Origin of the sequence: Pseudaeromonas sharmana (assembly GCF_042649925.1) — a bacterium.
Classification (GTDB): domain Bacteria; phylum Pseudomonadota; class Gammaproteobacteria; order Enterobacterales; family Aeromonadaceae; genus Pseudaeromonas; species Pseudaeromonas sharmana.
On record NZ_JBHSAF010000002.1, the window covers coordinates 269,029 to 286,538 of the forward strand.

A 17,510-nucleotide genomic window follows, 5' to 3' on the forward strand; every position below is an offset into this window, starting at 1 on the left:
ATGTGGGTCACAAATATACAAATGATATTTGTTATCATCAACGTTTCTTGTCACTGCGCCACGTTTTTCTTTTTTGGCCAGTGTGGCGAGCTTCGTTGTAAAGACGGGTTTTGAGACTCTTCTGCTGGCGTGCTTTAGACGTCGAGCTGCAGCACTGTCTGTGCCCGGAGCAGAGCGATCATGGCGGCTCGAAGTGGGTTGGACTCTATGACCTGGCTGCCAGCCAATTCAATCGTTTGTTTGGTTTTGCTGAGAATGCCGGGAAAGGCGATCGCTATCCAGCCTTGATTTTCATGTCCGGGGATCAACGCCAGATTGTACTTTTCAATAATGGGCCACGCATCGTTGATGTTGTTGCAGGGGGAAAAATGAGGGTGGGTGATCCCCAGGGCATCGGCAATCAGGGAATCGATCTGTTGGTCGTTCAGAGCGTTGTGATTCATATGATGTCTTTGGCTGCGTAGTGAAGAGGCGGTTAAAAATTCGCCGTCATTATCCATGAAACGTGATGCCTGTCACGTTAAACATGTTCGAGAGGCCATTTTTTTGTTCTTTATGAATCCCTGGCAGAATAAGTGCAGGCATGCCGTCGTTGCAGGCTGACGTGAGGTTGACGCCATAATTGGCCGTTGCGTCTGGCTAGGCCAGAGATAACGACAGTGCAGAGGAAAACAAAAAGCCCTGCATTGCTGCAGGGCCTTGTGCTATATGGTGCCCAGACGCGGAATCGAACCACGGACACGCGGATTTTCAATCCGCTGCTCTACCGACTGAGCTATCTGGGCGAAGAGTGGTGCCGGCTACCGGAATCGAACTGGTGACCTACTGATTACAAGTCAGTTGCTCTACCTACTGAGCTAAGCCGGCACACTTTATCTTGTTGTACTCTCGTACCTTAAACCTGTTGCTAATTCGCTACTGCGAACTTGCCTGATAATGGTGCCCAGACGCGGAATCGAACCACGGACACGCGGATTTTCAATCCGCTGCTCTACCGACTGAGCTATCTGGGCGACGGGGCGCTATTAAACCGATTCGCCCAGGGCAAGTCAACTCTCTTTTCTGCCTGTTTCGGGGAACAGATGACTGTTTGCCGAATAGTTGAGCAAAAATCGCGAATTAGCTCACGCCTGTGATTATTTCGTCAGCAGGGATAGTGCATGGCAAGGTCCGGGATTCCCTAGATAGTTTCATATGTTATTATTCCACCCGTTATTGATGGCAGAGGAATCCAGCATGAACCCCTGTAAGTTGCCGATCGAAAAAATGATTGCCCGCTGCGAAGAGCTCAGACCCGGAACGCCGGTCGAGGAGTTGTTGATGGGCCGTCTGTTATCGGCCGCCCAGCACCGCTTGGCTGAAGCAAAGGCGCGCTTACTGGCTGAAGAGGGGCTGACCGAGCCGCTCTTTCTAGCGCTGGTGATTCTGCTGACGGCGGATGATGGTATTCAACCTTCTGAACTAAGCCTGATGCTCGGTGCTTCGCGTACAAGCGGTACTCGCATCTCTGACGAGCTTGTGGCTCGCGGTTGGGTCGATCGCCATGAAGTGGCAGGAGATAGACGTTGCCAGTTGCTGCGACTGACGCCGGCCGGTGAACAGTTTTTGGCTGACATGCTGCCACGCCAGCGCGCGCGCCTGCGCGCCATGTGGGCACCGTTTGCGCCAGAAGAGCGCGCCGAGTTTACTCGTCTGATGCGGCGCGTGCTGGAAGTGATCCCCGAATCGTCAGAGTAATCGTGGCTGTGGTAACAGCCGCTGTTTTTTCGTCTTAATAATAACATCTGTGATTATCACAATTGAAATTGCTGGTCGGCGAGCACTGACCAGGCTGTGGAGAGAATAATGAGTGCCCAATCTGCAACGCGTAAAAAGGCCCTGTTGGGGTTATTGGTAACTGGCTTACTGGTCGGCGGTGCCGCCGCGGGTTGGTGTTATCTGGCTCGCAATAGTGAAACGACTGATGATGCCTATGTGGCCGGTAATGTGGTGCCGGTCAGTGCGCGGATTGCTGGCAATGTTGTTAGTATCCATGCCGATGACACCCAACTGGTCGCCGCCGGCAGCCCTCTGCTGGAGCTGGATCAAACGGATGCCAATCTGGCTTTGCTGCAGGCTGAAACCCAACTGGCTCAGGCGGTGCGGGCCATTGCTCAGCAACAGGCGCAACTGCAACAGTACGACGCCATGATTGCCTTGCGCCGTGCCGAGCTGGCCCGCTTGCAGGGGGACCAGTCGCGGCGTGAAGTGCTGGGCTTGAGCAATGCGGTTGGTCGAGAAGAGGTGCTGCATGCCCGCAACAGCGTCGAAGAGGGCAAGGCCGCGCTGGATGTGGCCATCGCCGAGCGCAATGCGTTGCAGGCCAAGTTGCAGGGAACCCGCCTGCAGGCACAACCGGAAGTTCTGCATGCAGCCGAGCAGGTGCGCGAAGCCTGGTTGGCATTACAACGCACCCGGATTGTCAGTCCGGTGACCGGTGTTGTCGCCAAACGTTCAGTGCAGGTCGGTGCGCATGTCACACAAGGCGCACCGCTGCTGGCGGTGGTGCCGCTGGATCAACTGTGGGTGGATGCCAACTTCAAGGAGATCCAGCTCGAGCACATCCGCATTGGTCAAGCGGTCGAGTTGACGGCAGATGTCTATGGTGACAAGCAGGTTTACCACGGCAAGGTTCTGGGATTGGCGGCCGGTACCGGCTCTGTGTTCTCGTTGCTGCCGGCACAAAATGCCACCGGAAACTGGCTGAAGGTGGTACAGCGTTTGCCGGTGCGCATTAGCCTGGATCCGGCCGAGCTCAGTCAGCATCCATTGCGTTTGGGTCTGTCGATGCTGGCGAAAGTCGATATCAGCGATCGTCATGGTGACAGCGTCCTGGCAGCCAAGGCGGACCAGCCTGTGGCCACCACATCGGTACTGGATGTCGACATGCAGGAGATTGATGGCCGCATTGCCCGCATCATCGCCGACAACAGCCACGCCGGTTGAGGAGCGCGCCATGCAGGCAAAATCCACTCCCTTGGTACCACTGGACGGTGGTGCCCTGGCCCTGTTGACGCTGGCGCTGTCGCTGGCCACCTTCATGCAGGTGCTGGATACCACCATCGCCAACGTGGCGATCCCGACCATTGCCGGTAATCTCGGAGCCTCCAGTTCGCAGGGGACCTGGGTGATCACCTCGTTTGGTGTGGCCAATGCGATCTCGGTCCCGCTGACCGGCTGGTTGGCCAAGCGGCTGGGCGAGGTACGGCTGTTCCTCTGGTCGACGACGCTGTTTGTGATCGCATCCTGGCTGTGTGGCATGGCGCCGAGCCTGGAGCTGCTGATCCTGTTCCGGGTGCTGCAAGGCGCGGTAGCCGGCCCGATGATTCCGCTCTCCCAGAGCCTGTTGCTGGCCAACTATCCGCCCAGCAAGCGCAGCATGGCGCTGTCGCTGTGGTCGATGACGGTGATCGTCGCGCCGATCTTCGGGCCGATCCTCGGTGGCTGGATCAGTGACAACTATCACTGGGGCTGGATCTTCTTCATCAATGTGCCGTTGGGCATAGTGGTGCTGTTGTTGTGTGCCCGTCTGTTGCGTGGTCGGGAGACCCAGACCGAACGCCGGCCCATCGATGGCGTCGGCCTGACGCTGTTGGTCTTGGGGATCGGTGCCTTGCAGCTGATGCTGGATCGGGGCAAGGAGCTGGACTGGTTCTCGTCAACCGAGGTGATTGTGCTGGCGGTGGTGGCCGTGGTCGGCATCATAGCGCTGATCATCTGGGAGCTGACGGATGACAACCCGATTGTCGATCTGTCGCTGTTTGCGCATCGTAACTTCGCCATCGGGGTTGGCTGTATCAGCCTGGCGTACCTGCTCTACTTCGGCACCATAGTGCTGTTGCCGCAGTTGTTGCAGACCCAGCTGGGCTATACCGCGACCTGGGCCGGATTGGCCGCGGCCTCGGTCGGGATCCTGCCGGTATTTCTGTCGCCGATCATCGGCAAGAATGCCCACCGCCTCGACATGCGGGTGCTGGTGACGATCAGCTTCCTGGTCTATGCCATCTGCTTTTATGCGCGCACCTGGTTTACGCCGCAGATGAGCATGGCGTCGGTAGTGTGGCCGCAATTCTGGCAGGGGCTGGCGGTGGCCTGTTTCTTCATGCCATTGACCACCATTTCGTTCTCCGGGCTCAAGCCGCATCAGCTGGCCAGCGCCTCCAGCCTGTCGAACTTCCTGCGCACCCTGTCGGGCTCTATCGGGGCATCGATCATCAACACCCTGTGGGAGCGACGTGAGGCGGTGCATCACGAATGGCTGACCGAAGCGATCAATCCCTATAACCCGACCAGCCAGCAGGCGTTGGCGGCGCTGCAGTCCGCCGGCTTCTCCAGCGACCAGGGCAGTGCCTATCTGGCGCGCGAGATCACCCGACAGGGGTTCTTGCTCGGCAGTAACGAGATCTTTGGTCTTTCGGCGCTGCTGTTTCTCGGGCTGACGCTGGTGGTCTGGCTCGCCAAACCGCCGTTCCATCCGGCGGGCGCTGGTGGGGGTGATCACTAGGCGTTAGCTTGCGTGACGCGTCAAAAAAACGAGCGCCCCAGTGGGCGCTCACTTTTTTCGGTGCGGCTTATTTCTGCTCTGGCGGCACGTAGCCGTCGATCTGCACCTCTTCACCGGCAAACAGATAGCGCTCCATCTCGGCCTGCAGCAGGGCCCGGTGTTCGGCATTCATCATGTTCAGCTTTTTTTCGTTGATCAGCATGGTCTGCTTCTTCTGCCATTCACTCCAGGCTTCCTGGCTGATGTGGTCGAAGATGCGTTTGCCCAGCTCGCCGGGGATCAGCTGGAATGGCATGCCGGGGGCGTCCTTCTTCAGGCGTTGGCAAAAAACGGTACGGCTCATGAGGACCTCGCAGAAACAAGTTCGGGATAAGCCAGCAGTCTGACGGTGGCCGCCGACAGACCGACATTGGCCGGTTGATTCAGGTTATACCAGAGTTGGCGTACGCCCTCCATGCAGGCTGGGGGCGGGCGCCGGGACAGCTGGACCAGCAGCGGGCTGATCTGCAGATGAAAATGGCTGAAGGTGTGACGGAATCCGCTCAGCGCCGTGAGTGTGTGCTCACCGGGGAACTGCTGTTGCAACCAGGCCTCGGCGGCGGAGTGATCGGCAAACTCCGGCAGGCTGTAGAGCCCGCCCCAGAGGCCGCTGGCGGGGCGCTGCTCCAGCCAGAGCGCCTGGTCGGCGACAACCAGCAGCAGGGTGCAGTGGCGGGTCGGCAGCGCGGTTCGCTTCGGTTTGGGCTGCGGATAGGCGGTCGGTGTGCCGGCGGCCCAGGCGCGGCAGTCGGCCTGCAGCGGACACAGCGTGCACTGGGGGCGGCTACGGCTGCACAGGCTGGCACCCAGATCCATCATCGCCTGGTTATAGTCGGCCACCCCCTGTTGTGGCGTCAGCCGCTCGGCCCATTGCCAGAGGCTCTGTTCCACCCGTTTCTCCCCCGGCCAGCCCGCTTGGGCCAGCCAGCGCGTCAGCACGCGTTTGACGTTGCCGTCGAGGATGGCATGGTGTTGTGACAGTGCCAGCGACAGGATGGCGCCGGCGGTCGAGCGGCCTATGCCCGGCAGTGCCTCCACGGCGGCAAACTCCTCGGGAAACACGCCGCCGTGTTGATCGCGGATCTGTTGTGCCGCCTTGTGCAGATTACGCGCCCGTGCGTAGTAACCCAGCCCGGTCCACAGGTGCAGCACCTCGTCCAGCGGCGCATCCGCCAGCGCATTGACTTCGGGAAACCGCGCCATGAAGCGTTGGTAGTAGGGAATGACGGTCTGCACCTGGGTTTGCTGCAGCATGATTTCCGATACCCAGACCCGGTATGGCGTCTTGTCCTGCTGCCACGGCAGATGCTTGCGGCCATGCTGGTGGTACCAGCTCAGCAGGCGTTGGCTAAACGAAGGTAAGGCATCACTCACCGGGCATCTCCTCTGGGTGGCAGGTGCGCGATTGCAGCATGGGCACGGCGGCTTGTAAACCGCGGAAAAGATGTGGCATTACCTGTGGCGGCGCAACAAGTAGGTAGATTATTAAGTTTGATTTAATAATCTATGGTGAATAGGGTCTCATTTGACGGGTAATCGTCTCGATGCCACCTGAACCGGAGCACAATGAGCGAACGAATAGCACACCTCCGGTCTTGATTGTGACCGGGCTCAACCACATTAAAGGGTGGAGACGCTGTACAGAGGAGCCGCAACATGAAAATAGCTAGAGCACTGACCCTGGACTCACGACGCCAGGCGCGTTGGCTGGCCATCGGTATGATGGTGATGGGGGCACTGGCCATCATTTTGCCGTTTTACATCGGCATGGCGGCGGCCATGTTGTTGGGGGCCAGCATCGCCATTAGCGGCCTCACTGGCCTGTGGACTTGCCGCCGTTTACAGCAGTCGGGGTACCCGTCGTTTGCCTTGCCATTCTGGGGTTACTTGCTGATTGGTGTGCTGCTATTACTGTGGCCACAGTTGACGTTGGGGCTAGCCGCGTTATTGCTGGGGGTGGGGTTGGTACTGGCGGCGCTGGTCAGCTGGCGGCGGGGTGCCGGCTGGCGCACGAATATTCCGGCGCTGCTGACGCTGCTGTTCGGGGTGTTGGTCTTGGGTTCGGGAGCCAGCGGCGTGGCCTGGATGGTTGGTATGGCCTTCGGCTTGAGTCTGCTGCAACAGGGCTGGCTGTTATGGCGTACGGTGGCAACAGCACCGACCTTGTACGAGCATGAATAAGGCTATTGATGTGCCATTTGCGACGGTTGCGCTTGCGTCAACCGTCTATCTTTGGATAATTCGCACTCCTTTTGTTGAAGCAGAGACAGATCGATGACAGATCAACCGCAGCCGGAACTGGATGATGATGGCAAATTCATGCGCCGCATTCGCAGCTTTGTGCGTCGCGAGGGGCGTCTGACCAAGGGGCAGGAGCGTGCGCTGAACGAACTGTGGCCGCAGATGGGGGTCGAGTTCACCGGCGAGCGTCTGGATCTGACCGCGCTGTTTGGCCGTGCGGCACCTGTGGTGCTGGAGATTGGCTTCGGCATGGGCGCGTCGCTGGTGGCGATGGCCAAGGCCGCTCCCGAGAAAAATTTTATCGGCATCGAGGTGCACAGACCCGGTGTCGGCGCCTGCTTGTCGGCAGCCGAAGAGGCCGGGGTGACCAATCTGCGTCTGTTCTGTCACGATGCGGTCGAGGTGCTGGAGCAGATGATCCCGGAACAGAGCATCGACACGCTGCAGTTATTCTTCCCCGATCCATGGCACAAGTCTCGCCACCACAAGCGCCGTATCGTGCAACCAGCCTTTGTACAGATGTTGCGTCCACGTCTGAAGATCGGTGGTCTATTCCACATGGCAACCGACTGGCAGAACTATGCCGAGCATATGCTGGAGGTGATGCAGGTGGCCGAAGGCTTTAGCAATACCTCTGCGTTCGGTGATTATGTGCCGCGTCCGGAGAGTCGTCCGTTAACCAAATTTGAGCAGCGTGGCCATCGTCTCGGTCACGGCGTTTGGGATCTTGTATTCCAGCGCAACGCCTAACCCTGAAGCAAAGGAGTTACCCATGGCACAACGTAGTCGCCGTCTGCGCAAGAAACTGCGTATCGACGAATTTCAGGAACTGGGCTTCGAGCTGGCCTGGCATTTCCCGGCAGAAACCAGTGGTGAAGCCATTGATGCTCTGGTCGATAGCTTTATCGAAGAGGTTATCGAGCCGCGTCAACTGGCGTTTGCAGGTAATGGCCACCTTGGCTGGGAGGGGTTGGTCTGCACCCAGAAGATTGGCAAGTGCACCGAAGACGATATCCAGGCTTGCTGCGAGTGGCTCAAACAGAAGGGCATGGAGGGGATCCACCATTCGCCATTGTTTGATGTCTGGTACGGCAATCTGATCTAGGCCGCATTGCAATGACAAAAAACCCGCCAACGGCGGGTTTTTTTTCTGGTTGCAGGCATCGCGCCTGGATCAGTAAACCCGCTGGGCATGCAATTGGCGTAACGCCTGCAGCATGGCTTCAGGCTCGGGACGATGACGTAAATCTTCATCGATGTGAGCGGTAATGATGCGGCCATCCAGATCGACTAAGTAGTTGGCCGGCATGGGCAATACGGCATTGCCCTGATAGACAGGAATATCGATGCCAAGCTGTTCGAGGGCATCGATCATCATGTCTGGTAGGGTCATCAACAGACCGCAGGTCGCGGCGGCTTCCAAGGTAGCATCTGAGAACAGAGGGTAATTCAATCGGTTGCAGCGTAGCGTTGAGATATTCAGCTCGACGGATTGGGTGATGACGGGAATAAAACGGGCGCCGAAATCCTGAATTTGTGGCACTAATGCATCAAAGGCCCGGAGTTCGATGTTGCAATACAACGACCAGTGACCACAGAAGAAAGAGACGATCATCGGTTGCCTGCCAACCAGGCGGCGAGGATCAAATTGAGCGCCATTGATATCTTTGAGTTGCATGCTCGGAAGCGCGGCACCCACCTGCAAGGCGCGTTTTGACCAGGCCTCATCCTTGAGTTGCTGGAGCGCGAGATCCATCAATTTATGGAGGTCGGGGGGGAAATGGGCCTGCCGCCAACGTTGTTGGGCTTCGATTTCACCTTTTAATGCCATGAATGCCTCCAATCGGATTTCGAGTGTAAGTGAACACGCCTGTTGAGTATTGTGTCTATAGTGCGATTGGGCAAGGCGAGGCGACACTTTGAATGCAGATGTACTTCACGCTTCCAGAAACAGTGTCAGCAACTGGTTCAAATAGCGGTGTCCCAACGGTGTGACATGCCAGTAGGTATCATCACTCTGCAATAGTCCTTTGGCGCAGGCTTGCTGCAGTGGAAGGTGCAACACCTGGGGAGACAATCCTGTCAGGCGACTGAAGTCGGCGATGGGGACGGCTTCAAATAACCGCAGGCGGTTCATGAAAAACTCGAATGGCAACTCTTCGGCACTGACGTCCCATAACTGGTCCAGATAGGTTCGCGCCGGATCCAGATAACCTTTGGTGTGTTTCAGTTTGACGGTACGACGTATGTGGCCATCATGTGTGGTCACCTTGCCGTGCGCACCGCAGCCGATGCCCAGATAATCACCGAAGCGCCAATAGTTGAGGTTATGCTGGCATTGATAGCCGGGTTTGGCATACGCCGAAATTTCATATTGCTGATATCCGGCGGCCAGCAGCAGTTGGTGCCCCTGTTCCTGGATCTCCCACAATAGATCGTCTTCAGGCAGAACCGGCGGTCGCGCACCGAAGGCGGTATTGGGTTCGATCGTCAGCTGATACCAGGATAAATGCGGCGGATTGAGGGCTATGGCTTGCCGCAGGTCATCCAGAGCCTGCTCCAGCGTTTGATCTGGCAAGCCATGCATTAAATCGAGGTTAAAACTACGCAAGCTGGCTTGCGCGGCCTGGTGGGCGGCGGCAATGGCTTGGGCGGGGTCGTGAATGCGCCCCAGCTTTTGCAGTTGATGCGGAGCGAAGCTCTGCACGCCAATGCTGATGCGGTTGACGCCAGCCGCGGCAAAACCACGAAAACGGCCCGCCTCTACGGTGCCAGGGTTCGCCTCCATGGTGATCTCGATGTCATCGGCAAATGAGAGGCGCTGCGCTACTCCGGTCAGCAGTTCGGCAATGGCCTCAGGGCTGAATAGGCTTGGCGTGCCGCCACCAATAAAGATCGATTGCAGCGGACGCCCCGCTGCCAGTGGTAGATCGCAGGTCAGGTCGTCCAGCAGTGCATGGACGTAGGCTTGCTCGGCAAGAGGCTGCTTCAACGCATGGGAGTTGAAGTCGCAATACGGACACTTCTGCACACACCAGGGAATGTGGATATACAGTGACAGCGGCGGCAGTTTCACGCTCAGTAGATCTCCTGCAGCAGACCGATCAACTGTTGCAGAGCTTTGGCACGATGGCTGAGACGGTTTTTTTCCTCCGGAGCCAGTTCTGCGGCGGTGCAGGCGGTTTCTGGAACAAAAAATACCGGATCGTAACCGAAGCCGTTCTCACCTTTGCGCTCGGTGATGATGTGCCCTTCCCAGCTGGCTTGGCAGATAATGGGCGTCGGATCATCGGCATGGCGCATGAAGACCAATACACACCAGTAGCGAGCTGTGCGTAGTACCGGCGGCAGGAAGGATAACTCCTCCAGCAACTTGGTGACATTATCTTCGTCGCTGGCGTCCTCGCCGGCGAAGCGTGCCGAGTAGACGCCCGGAGCGCCACGCAGAGCATCTACCTCCAGACCTGAATCATCGGCAATGGCCGGCAATCCGGTCACCTTGGCGGCATGACGCGCCTTGATGATGGCATTCTCGACGAAGGTGGTGCCGGTTTCCGCAACGCTTTCGACCAAAAAGTCGCTTTGCGGCATGACCTTGAAGTTCATTCCTTCGAGCATGGCATTGAGTTCAGCCACCTTCTTCTTGTTGCCGGTGGCCAACACCAGTCTGTTCATTGCTTGCTACTCCATCATTGTGCTGCGCGACATGATAAAGACATCCTTCCGGCAACGCCAAAAAAACCGCTGTCGGTCGTGCGGACATGACAAGTAGCCGACAGCGCAGTAGCATGTTGCCGCACAGAATGGGTACAGGGATGGTGAGGCATGGCGGCAGCAATAGGTCATCGGTGGCGATTGGGTATGGCATTCGGCCTGATGCTGGGTTTGAATGCCTGCCAGCAGGCGGCTCCGCCCCAGGTATCCGTTCCGCTGAAGACGGCGGGGCCGGAACTGACCATGGCTCAAAATGGCTCCAGCGTTACGCTGGCTGTAGGTGACGCGTTGGCAATCGCCCTGCCCGGCGCATTGCAGACCGGATATCAATGGCAGGTGGTCCAAACTCCAGCGTTGGTGAACAAACAAGGTAGTGAGTATCAACCCCTGAGCGGCTCCGGTGAGTGTGGTATGCAACGCCTGTGGTTTGCGGCCCGACAACCCGGGGATGGCTTATTGACGTTGGTCTACCGCTCCGAGGGAGCAGGTCACCAGGACGATGCCAACTTCTATACTCTGCGTCTGCATATACGTCAGGGACGCTAACTAACGGTGTGCAACAGGCCAGCACACCGGGAGCCCATCCAAGGGGGCTCGACCGCGTCACCCGGGCCCGCGGGTCAGCTTGGCGCTACCCTGCCGCTGTGAGTGGTGATCTGCTATGCAGAACCACGATTTAGGATTTCTACTCTACTTTTCGGCGCTGCCATTCAGATCGTCACCGCAGGACGCCCATGAGTGTTTCGCTCGAAGTTCGACATGGAAGAAGGGCGCCGGAGCGCCCTGCTTACGGCTAGTGTTGGAGCTGGCGTAGCGGCTGCTATCGGTATTACAGCGACATGGGCATGACCCGATTGCGGCCCAGCTCTTTGGCTTTGTAGAGTTGTTCGTCGGCGCGGCGCATCAGCATTTCGTAACTGTCACCAGGCGCAAACTCGGCGACACCAAACGATGCCGTGATGGTATTCAAACGTCGACCATTCTTGCGATCCATGACGGTGACTTTCTCAATCGCCCGCCGCAGTGCCTCGGCAACCTGACGGGCGACGGCCAGATTCCGTCCCGGCAGCAGCAAGGCAATCTCTTCACCACCGATGCGAAATGATTTTTCGCCATTTTTACAACCATCCCTAACCCGGCGGGCGATGGCTTTAAGGACCTGGTCGCCGAAGATATGGCCGAATTCGTCATTGATGCTTTTGAAACGATCGATATCGAGAATGATCAGACTGAATGAACCAAGCTGCAGAAGATGGTGCAACTCCTGATCAAATGCGCGGCGGTTCATCAGGCCAGTCAACGCATCGTGATAGGCTTCGCTACGGCTTTTTTCCAGTTGGCCCCGGAGATCGGATATTTCCTTTTCGGCATCGGTCAGCCGGGTATGAAATTGACGGGTACTCTGGCTGATGTTGCTGGCCCCTTGCACTAGCTCGCGGACCAGGCTGATGGTCTCCTCAATGGACATGCCCTCGTCGTCAAACTTTTGCAGGCGGCCGAAACTCTTGTCGAGCATGGTCTGGAAATCGCCGGTATCGCTCAAGGTGTCATGCATGCTGGCACCGAGTTCGGAGACCATGGCCTCGAGACTCTGTTTCATATTTTCGACATTACGTTCTGTCTGCGCAGCAACATGTTGCTGATATAGAAGCTCGCTGGAGAGGGGAGAACAGGTCCCCTCGGTTTGCAGCGTCTGGTCGACCGCTGCATTCAACTGCGGATCAGTCTGTGCAACATAGGTGTACCACAAGGCGTAGTTGGTGGGTGTGGTCGGAATCTGGTACTTGATCATCAGCGGCACCGCCTGTTTCAGGTAAGCGGTGGCTTGTGTAAAGGTCTCTTTTGACATCGATATGACTCGCACAACACAGGGGTCAAAGTTGATTCCATCATAGTCCGCTGAAGGCTAGCAGTGAAAGAGGTCGTGCTATTTGCTGAGCCCTTTCGTTATACTTTCCTCGACATTTCATTAAAACCTTGATCAAGGCCCGCCTATGTCCATTTCGGATCCCTTTCGTCAGCGCGAAGCTGAAAAGTATGAGAACCCCATTCCGAGTCGCGAAGCTATTTTGGCGTTGATAGAAAAACGCAATACGCCAGTGTCGCGCGAGGAGTTGACCCAGTTGTTGAAAATTGCCGGCGAGGAGCAGGAAGAGGCGCTAAGACGTCGCTTGCGCGCCATGGAGCGGGATGGCCAATTGGTGTTTACCCGAGGGCGCGCTTATGCATTGCCGGACAAAATGAATCTTATCAAGGGTACCGTGCTCGGCCATAAAGATGGCTTCGGCTTTCTGCGCCCGGAAGAGGGGGGAGAGGATCTTTTCCTGGCTCCACGTGAAATGGATCGTTTGATGCACGGCGACTATGTGCTGGTACAACCGACCGGGCTGGATGCGCGCGGACGTCGTGAGGCACGGCTGGTAAGACTGCTTAAGTCGCGGGACATGGAACTCGTCGGTCGCTATTTCGTCGAGAATGACGTTAGCTTTGTGGTGCCGGATGATACCCGAATTGGTCAGGACATCTTGATCCCGCCGGGGATGAGTCTGGGGGCACGTCAAAGCCAGATGGTGGTAGTTCGCATCACACAGCGTCCCAGTGCCCGTATCAATGCCGTTGGCGAGATCATTGAAGTGTTGGGTGATCACATGGATCCCGGCATGGAGATCGAAGTGGCCATCCGTAATTACGGCATTCCCCATGTCTGGCCTGCCGAGGTCGAAGACGAGATCAAGGGGCTGAGCGAAGAGGTGCCGGAACAGGCCAAGAAGGGGCGCATCGATCTGCGCGACTTACCCCTGGTGACTATCGATGGTGAGGATGCGCGCGACTTTGACGATGCGGTCTTCTGTGAGCGCAAGCGTTCCGGCGGCTGGCGTTTGTGGGTGGCCATTGCCGACGTCTCCTATTACGTGCGCCATGGTAAACCGCTGGATACCGAAGCGCAGAATCGCGGAAACTCGGTTTATTTCCCTGAGAACGTCATTCCGATGTTGCCAGAGGTGTTGTCGAATGGCCTCTGTTCGTTAAATCCGCAAGTGGATCGTCTCTGCATGGTCTGTGAAATGACGATCAGTGAGACAGGCCGGCTGTCTGGTTACAAATTCTATGAAGCGGTGATGAACTCCCATGCCCGTTTGACCTATACCAAGGTGGCGGCGATGTTGGACGGGGATCCGAAACTGCGTCAGCAGTACGAACCCCTGGTTGGGCACATCGAGGAGTTGTATCGTCTCTATCATGCGTTGAAGCAGGCACGTCACCAACGTGGGGCCGTTGAATTCGAAAGCGAGGAGACGCGCTTTATTTTCAACGCGCAGCGCAAGATCGAACGTATTGTGCCGCTGGTGCGCAATGATGCGCACAAACTGATCGAAGAATGCATGATCATGGCCAATGTGGCCGCAGCTCGTTATATCGAGAAGTGTGAGGCTGACACGCTGTTCCGGGTACATGAGCGTCCGGGTGAGCTGAAGTTGGATACATTCCGTCAATTCCTCGGTGAGTTGGGCCTTGAACTCAAGGGCGGCGACGAGCCGGAGCCCAAGGATTTTGCCGAGTTAGCCGAGTTGGTGAGGGAACGTCCAGACGTGGAGCTGATTAATACCATGTTGCTGCGTTCGATGTCTCAGGCCCAATACAGCGCCGATAATGTCGGACACTTTGGCTTGGCATTGAAGCAGTATGCTCACTTCACGTCGCCCATTCGCCGCTATCCAGACTTGTTGTTGCATCGTGCCATCAAGTTCCAGCTGGCCAAGGAGCATGGTAATCCGAAGAACAAATGGACACCGTCCGGTGGCTATCACTATCCCTATGACGAGATAGCGCCGCTGGGCGAGCATTGCTCCATGACCGAACGGCGAGCAGACGATGCAACTCGCGACGTGGCCGACTGGCTCAAATGCGAGTACATGCAGGATCATGTTGGTGATGAGATGGATGGTGTCATTTCTGGGGTAACCGGCTTTGGCATGTTTGTTCGTCTGGCGGATTTACATATTGATGGCTTGGTGCATATCAGCACGCTGGGCAATGATTACTACCAGTTTGATCCGGCGCGTCAGACGCTCATTGGCGAGAACTTCCGACGAGTATACCGACTGGGAGACAAAGTACGGGTCAAGGTCATGGGAGTTAACCTGGATGACCGGAAGATTGACTTCATGTTGCTAGAAGTGCCGTTTGAGTTCAAAGGCAAAGAGGCAAAAAAACAGCAGAAGAAATTGGTCGAAATTAAAGGCCAAAAAGAGAAGGCTGCTCGGCGACGTGAGCATCAGGCCGAGCGAAAGGCTGGCACTACTGGTACCAAGAACGAGAGCCGTGATGCCAAGGGGAGTAAAGGCGGAAAACGGTCCGATTCTGCGGGTAAACGCAAGGGCGGAAAATCATCTGGCCGCAAACGCAATAAAAAAACCTGATGCCTGGCTGTTTGTTAGAACAATGCAAGAAAAACAGGATGAGATGAGTCATCCGTGAGGAATCTACTAACGTGAGTAATGAACTGATCTACGGCATTCATGCTGTGTCCGCCCTCCTTGAAAAGCAACCCGAGCGCATATTGGAAGCTTGGGTTCTCAAAGGGCGCGAGGATGACCGTCTGCTGCCGCTGCTGAACCAGTTGCAACGATTTGGTATCAGCATTCAGCTGGTGACACGCAAGACCCTGGATGACAAGAGCGAAGGCGCGAGCCACCAGGGGATCATGGTGCGTGTGCGTGAGGGTCGCAAATACGATGAGCAGGATCTCTGGAGTTTGCTGGAGAATCAGCCACAACCCTTTTTACTCGTATTGGATGGTGTAACGGATCCCCATAACTTGGGCGCCTGTTTGCGGAATGCCGATGCCGCAGGTGTTCATGCCTTGATTGTGCCGCGCGATAAGTCTGTTAGTTTGAATGCGACGGCTCGCAAGGTGGCATGTGGCGCTGCCGAATTTGTGCCATTTATCCAGGTGACCAATCTTGCAAGAACGTTACGTGAGCTGCAGGAAAAGGGGGTTTGGGTAGTTGGGGCGGCCGGTGAAGCGGATCATGATCTTTATCGCAGCAAACTTACCGGCCCCCTCGCGCTCGTGATGGGGGCTGAGGGTAGCGGTATGCGTCGTTTAACGCGTGAGCACTGTGATGAGTTGGTGAGTATTCCGATGGCCGGAAGCGTGTCCAGCCTCAACGTATCGGTGGCTACGGGGATCTTCCTATTCGAGGCAGTGCGTCAGCGTTTGGCTGTCCAATAGGCTATTAGCACGTTGAAGACCAAGGGCGCCGTGGCACCCTTGGTTTTGTTGTGACAAAAAGGTAAAAAAAAGCCGACTGTAACAGTCGGCGGGGTCAATTGGGATAACGGAGGCTGTGTTATCCCGTTGGAGATGTACCCAATGATTGAGAGTCTATTGCGGCTATCCAACCCGACAGGTCGAAAGCAACACAATCATATTTATACAAATGATAATTATTATCAACAATTATTTGTTAACAGTGCTGCTCAAATTTTGATTGCATCCATTATTCCCCCCCCGTAATATTACGCGCCTTAAAAGTCAGTCACACAAATATCAAGTTCCTTGCCTTCGACGGTCTGACTGAGCCAACACGAAGGCTAATAAACCGTAAGGAGCAATCCATGCGTCACTACGAAATCGTCTTCATGGTTCATCCGGACCAGAGCGAACAAGTTGCTGGCATGATCGAGCGCTACACTGGCGCCATCGAGAAGTCTGGCGGCAAGATCCACCGCCTCGAAGATTGGGGCCGTCGTCAACTGGCTTACCCGATCGACAAGCTGCACAAGGCTCACTATGTTCTGATGAACGTAGAAGCTGAACAGGCAGTTATCGACGAGCTGGAGTCTAACTTCCGCTACAACGATGCTGTTATCCGTAATCTGATTATGCGTACCAAGCATGCCGTGACCGAAGCCTCTCCGATGGCTAAGGCCCGCGAAGAACGTCAAGGCCGTCGTGATGACCGTGCCGAAGATGTTGCTGAAGCTGCTGCAGAGTAATTCCAGAGACTATCAAAGAGGATAACCGCAAATGGCACGTTATTTCCGTCGTCGCAAGTTCTGCCGTTTCACCGCTGAAGGCGTAACCGAGATCGATTACAAAGATACCGCTACCCTGAAGAACTACATCACTGAATCTGGCAAGATTGTACCGAGCCGTATCACCGGTACTCGCGCCAAGTATCAGCGTCAACTGGCACGCGCCATCAAGCGTGCTCGTTACCTGGCTCTGCTGCCGTACACTGACCTGCACAATAAGTGATCTGGCGTCTGGCCTAACTCAACGAAAACCGAGGAAAGGTAATGCAAGTAATTCTGCTCGATAAAATCGCTCGTCTGGGCGGCCTGGGTGACACTGTAGAAGTTAAGAGTGGTTTCGCTCGTAACTATCTGATCCCGCAAGGCAAGGCTGTTATGGCCACCAAGGCGAACGTTGAAATGTTTGAAGCACGTCGTGCTGAACTCGAAGCCAAGTTGGCTGATGTTCTGGCTGCTGCCAAGGCGCGTGCTGCTCAAGTTGAAGCACTGGAAGGCGTAGTCATCGAATCCAAGTCTGGTGACGAAGGCAAGCTGTTCGGTTCCATCGGCACCCGTGATGTGGCTGATGCCATCACTGCTGCTGGTGTAGCTGTTGCCAAGAGCGAAGTTCGGATGCCTGAAGGTGCTCTGCGCTACACAGGTGAATACGAAATCGCTGTTCAACTGCACGCTGATGTTAAGACTGCCGTTAAGATCCAGGTTGTTGCTGCCAAGTAATAACAGTTCTGTTCGGCTGAAAACCCGCGCTTGTCGCGGGTTTTCTTTTTTAATTTTTCCAGAACGACTAATTTTGTTCGAAGTGTAGACGGTTTGTTTGTTTAGTGCGCAAGCGCACGGCTGTGAGTGATTTTTCTGGAAAAAGCGCTTGCCAGCGATGCTGATATCCCTATAATGCCGCCTCGCTGACACGGCAAGGCCCGCACTCCTCGGA

19 protein-coding genes and 3 tRNA genes are annotated in these 17,510 nt (G+C 56.2%); 12 read left to right on the top strand and 10 right to left on the bottom strand.

Going from position 1 to position 17,510, the window contains the following annotated elements; translation table 11 throughout:
- Positions 1-134 precede the first annotated feature (134 nt).
- The 4 genes from ACFOSS_RS04765 to ACFOSS_RS04780 form a co-directional block, all read right to left on the bottom strand.
- Complete coding sequence (locus ACFOSS_RS04765; protein WP_377150951.1) at positions 135-500, bottom strand: phage protein NinX family protein; 366 nt, start codon at positions 498-500, stop codon at positions 135-137.
- Between the two features lie 209 nt (positions 501-709).
- Positions 710-785, bottom strand: a tRNA-Phe gene (locus tag ACFOSS_RS04770).
- Between the two features lie 6 nt (positions 786-791).
- Positions 792-867 (bottom strand) — tRNA-Thr (locus tag ACFOSS_RS04775).
- 70 nt (positions 868-937) lie between these two features.
- Positions 938-1,013 (bottom strand) — tRNA-Phe (locus ACFOSS_RS04780).
- Between the two features lie 223 nt (positions 1,014-1,236).
- On the opposite strand from ACFOSS_RS04780, the gene ACFOSS_RS04785 reads away from it, so the two are divergent.
- The 3 genes from ACFOSS_RS04785 to ACFOSS_RS04795 all read left to right on the top strand — a co-directional run bounded on the left by ACFOSS_RS04785 (position 1,237) and on the right by ACFOSS_RS04795 (position 4,543).
- Complete coding sequence (locus ACFOSS_RS04785) at positions 1,237-1,737, top strand: MarR family transcriptional regulator (RefSeq protein WP_377150953.1); 501 nt, start codon at positions 1,237-1,239, stop codon at positions 1,735-1,737.
- 108 nt (positions 1,738-1,845) lie between these two features.
- On the top strand, positions 1,846-2,985 hold the full coding sequence (locus ACFOSS_RS04790; RefSeq protein WP_377150954.1) for an HlyD family efflux transporter periplasmic adaptor subunit: 1,140 nt from the start codon (positions 1,846-1,848) through the stop codon (positions 2,983-2,985).
- A 10-nt stretch (positions 2,986-2,995) separates the two neighbouring features.
- A complete protein-coding gene (locus tag ACFOSS_RS04795; protein WP_377150956.1) occupies positions 2,996-4,543 on the top strand; it encodes a DHA2 family efflux MFS transporter permease subunit in 1,548 nt (515 codons plus the stop codon).
- Positions 4,544-4,610: 67 nt separating this feature from the next.
- Here ACFOSS_RS04795 and ACFOSS_RS04800 read toward each other — a convergent pair whose 3' ends face one another.
- The gene (locus ACFOSS_RS04800) at positions 4,611-4,886 is read right to left on the bottom strand and encodes an oxidative damage protection protein (protein WP_377150958.1); all 276 of its coding nucleotides are present in this window, start codon (positions 4,884-4,886) and stop codon (positions 4,611-4,613) included.
- On the bottom strand, positions 4,883-5,956 hold the full coding sequence (mutY, locus tag ACFOSS_RS04805; RefSeq protein WP_377150960.1) for an A/G-specific adenine glycosylase: 1,074 nt from the start codon (positions 5,954-5,956) through the stop codon (positions 4,883-4,885). Before mutY ends, ACFOSS_RS04800 begins: the two co-directional genes overlap by 4 nt.
- Before the next feature lie 282 nt (positions 5,957-6,238).
- Here mutY and ACFOSS_RS04810 point away from each other — a divergent pair, with 282 nt between their 5' ends.
- The 3 genes from ACFOSS_RS04810 to ACFOSS_RS04820 all read left to right on the top strand — a co-directional run bounded on the left by ACFOSS_RS04810 (position 6,239) and on the right by ACFOSS_RS04820 (position 7,928).
- Positions 6,239-6,763 carry a DUF308 domain-containing protein gene (locus ACFOSS_RS04810; protein WP_377150962.1) on the top strand — a complete coding sequence of 175 codons (525 nt, stop codon included), beginning with the start codon at positions 6,239-6,241 and terminating at the stop codon, positions 6,761-6,763.
- A 93-nt stretch (positions 6,764-6,856) separates the two neighbouring features.
- Positions 6,857-7,573, top strand: coding sequence for a tRNA (guanosine(46)-N7)-methyltransferase TrmB (gene trmB, locus ACFOSS_RS04815; RefSeq protein ID WP_377150964.1), 717 nt, complete (start codon positions 6,857-6,859; stop codon positions 7,571-7,573).
- Positions 7,574-7,595: 22 nt separating this feature from the next.
- The gene (locus tag ACFOSS_RS04820) at positions 7,596-7,928 is read left to right on the top strand and encodes a 50S ribosome-binding protein YggL (protein ID WP_377150966.1); all 333 of its coding nucleotides are present in this window, start codon (positions 7,596-7,598) and stop codon (positions 7,926-7,928) included.
- A 69-nt stretch (positions 7,929-7,997) separates the two neighbouring features.
- On the opposite strand, the gene ACFOSS_RS04825 is transcribed toward ACFOSS_RS04820, so the two are convergent.
- The 3 genes from ACFOSS_RS04825 to rdgB form a co-directional block, all read right to left on the bottom strand.
- Positions 7,998-8,654, bottom strand: a complete 657-nt coding sequence (locus ACFOSS_RS04825; RefSeq protein WP_377150967.1) for a redoxin domain-containing protein — start codon at positions 8,652-8,654, stop codon at positions 7,998-8,000.
- Between the two features lie 105 nt (positions 8,655-8,759).
- The gene (hemW, locus tag ACFOSS_RS04830) at positions 8,760-9,899 is read right to left on the bottom strand and encodes a radical SAM family heme chaperone HemW (RefSeq protein ID WP_377150969.1); all 1,140 of its coding nucleotides are present in this window, start codon (positions 9,897-9,899) and stop codon (positions 8,760-8,762) included.
- A gap of 2 nt (positions 9,900-9,901) precedes the next feature.
- Positions 9,902-10,498 (bottom strand): RdgB/HAM1 family non-canonical purine NTP pyrophosphatase, encoded by a 597-nt coding sequence (gene rdgB / locus ACFOSS_RS04835; RefSeq protein ID WP_377150970.1) that lies wholly within the window; start codon positions 10,496-10,498, stop codon positions 9,902-9,904.
- 150 nt (positions 10,499-10,648) lie between these two features.
- Here rdgB and ACFOSS_RS04840 point away from each other — a divergent pair, with 150 nt between their 5' ends.
- Entirely contained in the window at positions 10,649-11,083 is a 435-nt protein-coding gene (locus ACFOSS_RS04840; protein WP_377150971.1) for a protease inhibitor I42 family protein, read from the top strand.
- 283 nt (positions 11,084-11,366) lie between these two features.
- Here ACFOSS_RS04840 and ACFOSS_RS04845 read toward each other — a convergent pair whose 3' ends face one another.
- Entirely contained in the window at positions 11,367-12,386 is a 1,020-nt protein-coding gene (locus tag ACFOSS_RS04845; protein ID WP_377150973.1) for a GGDEF domain-containing protein, read from the bottom strand.
- Between the two features lie 145 nt (positions 12,387-12,531).
- Between ACFOSS_RS04845 and rnr the strand changes: the two genes are divergently transcribed.
- From rnr to rplI, 5 genes are all read left to right on the top strand, one after another.
- Positions 12,532-14,958: a ribonuclease R gene (rnr, locus tag ACFOSS_RS04850; protein ID WP_377150975.1), complete on the top strand. Its 2,427-nt coding sequence runs from the start codon at positions 12,532-12,534 to the stop codon at positions 14,956-14,958.
- Between the two features lie 71 nt (positions 14,959-15,029).
- On the top strand, positions 15,030-15,773 hold the full coding sequence (rlmB, locus tag ACFOSS_RS04855; protein WP_377150978.1) for a 23S rRNA (guanosine(2251)-2'-O)-methyltransferase RlmB: 744 nt from the start codon (positions 15,030-15,032) through the stop codon (positions 15,771-15,773).
- Between the two features lie 386 nt (positions 15,774-16,159).
- The gene (rpsF, locus tag ACFOSS_RS04860; protein WP_377150980.1) at positions 16,160-16,540 is read left to right on the top strand and encodes a 30S ribosomal protein S6; all 381 of its coding nucleotides are present in this window, start codon (positions 16,160-16,162) and stop codon (positions 16,538-16,540) included.
- Positions 16,541-16,571: 31 nt separating this feature from the next.
- Complete coding sequence (gene rpsR, locus ACFOSS_RS04865; protein WP_377150982.1) at positions 16,572-16,802, top strand: 30S ribosomal protein S18; 231 nt, start codon at positions 16,572-16,574, stop codon at positions 16,800-16,802.
- A 41-nt stretch (positions 16,803-16,843) separates the two neighbouring features.
- Positions 16,844-17,296: a 50S ribosomal protein L9 gene (gene rplI, locus ACFOSS_RS04870; protein ID WP_377150983.1), complete on the top strand. Its 453-nt coding sequence runs from the start codon at positions 16,844-16,846 to the stop codon at positions 17,294-17,296.
- Positions 17,297-17,510 lie beyond the last annotated feature (214 nt).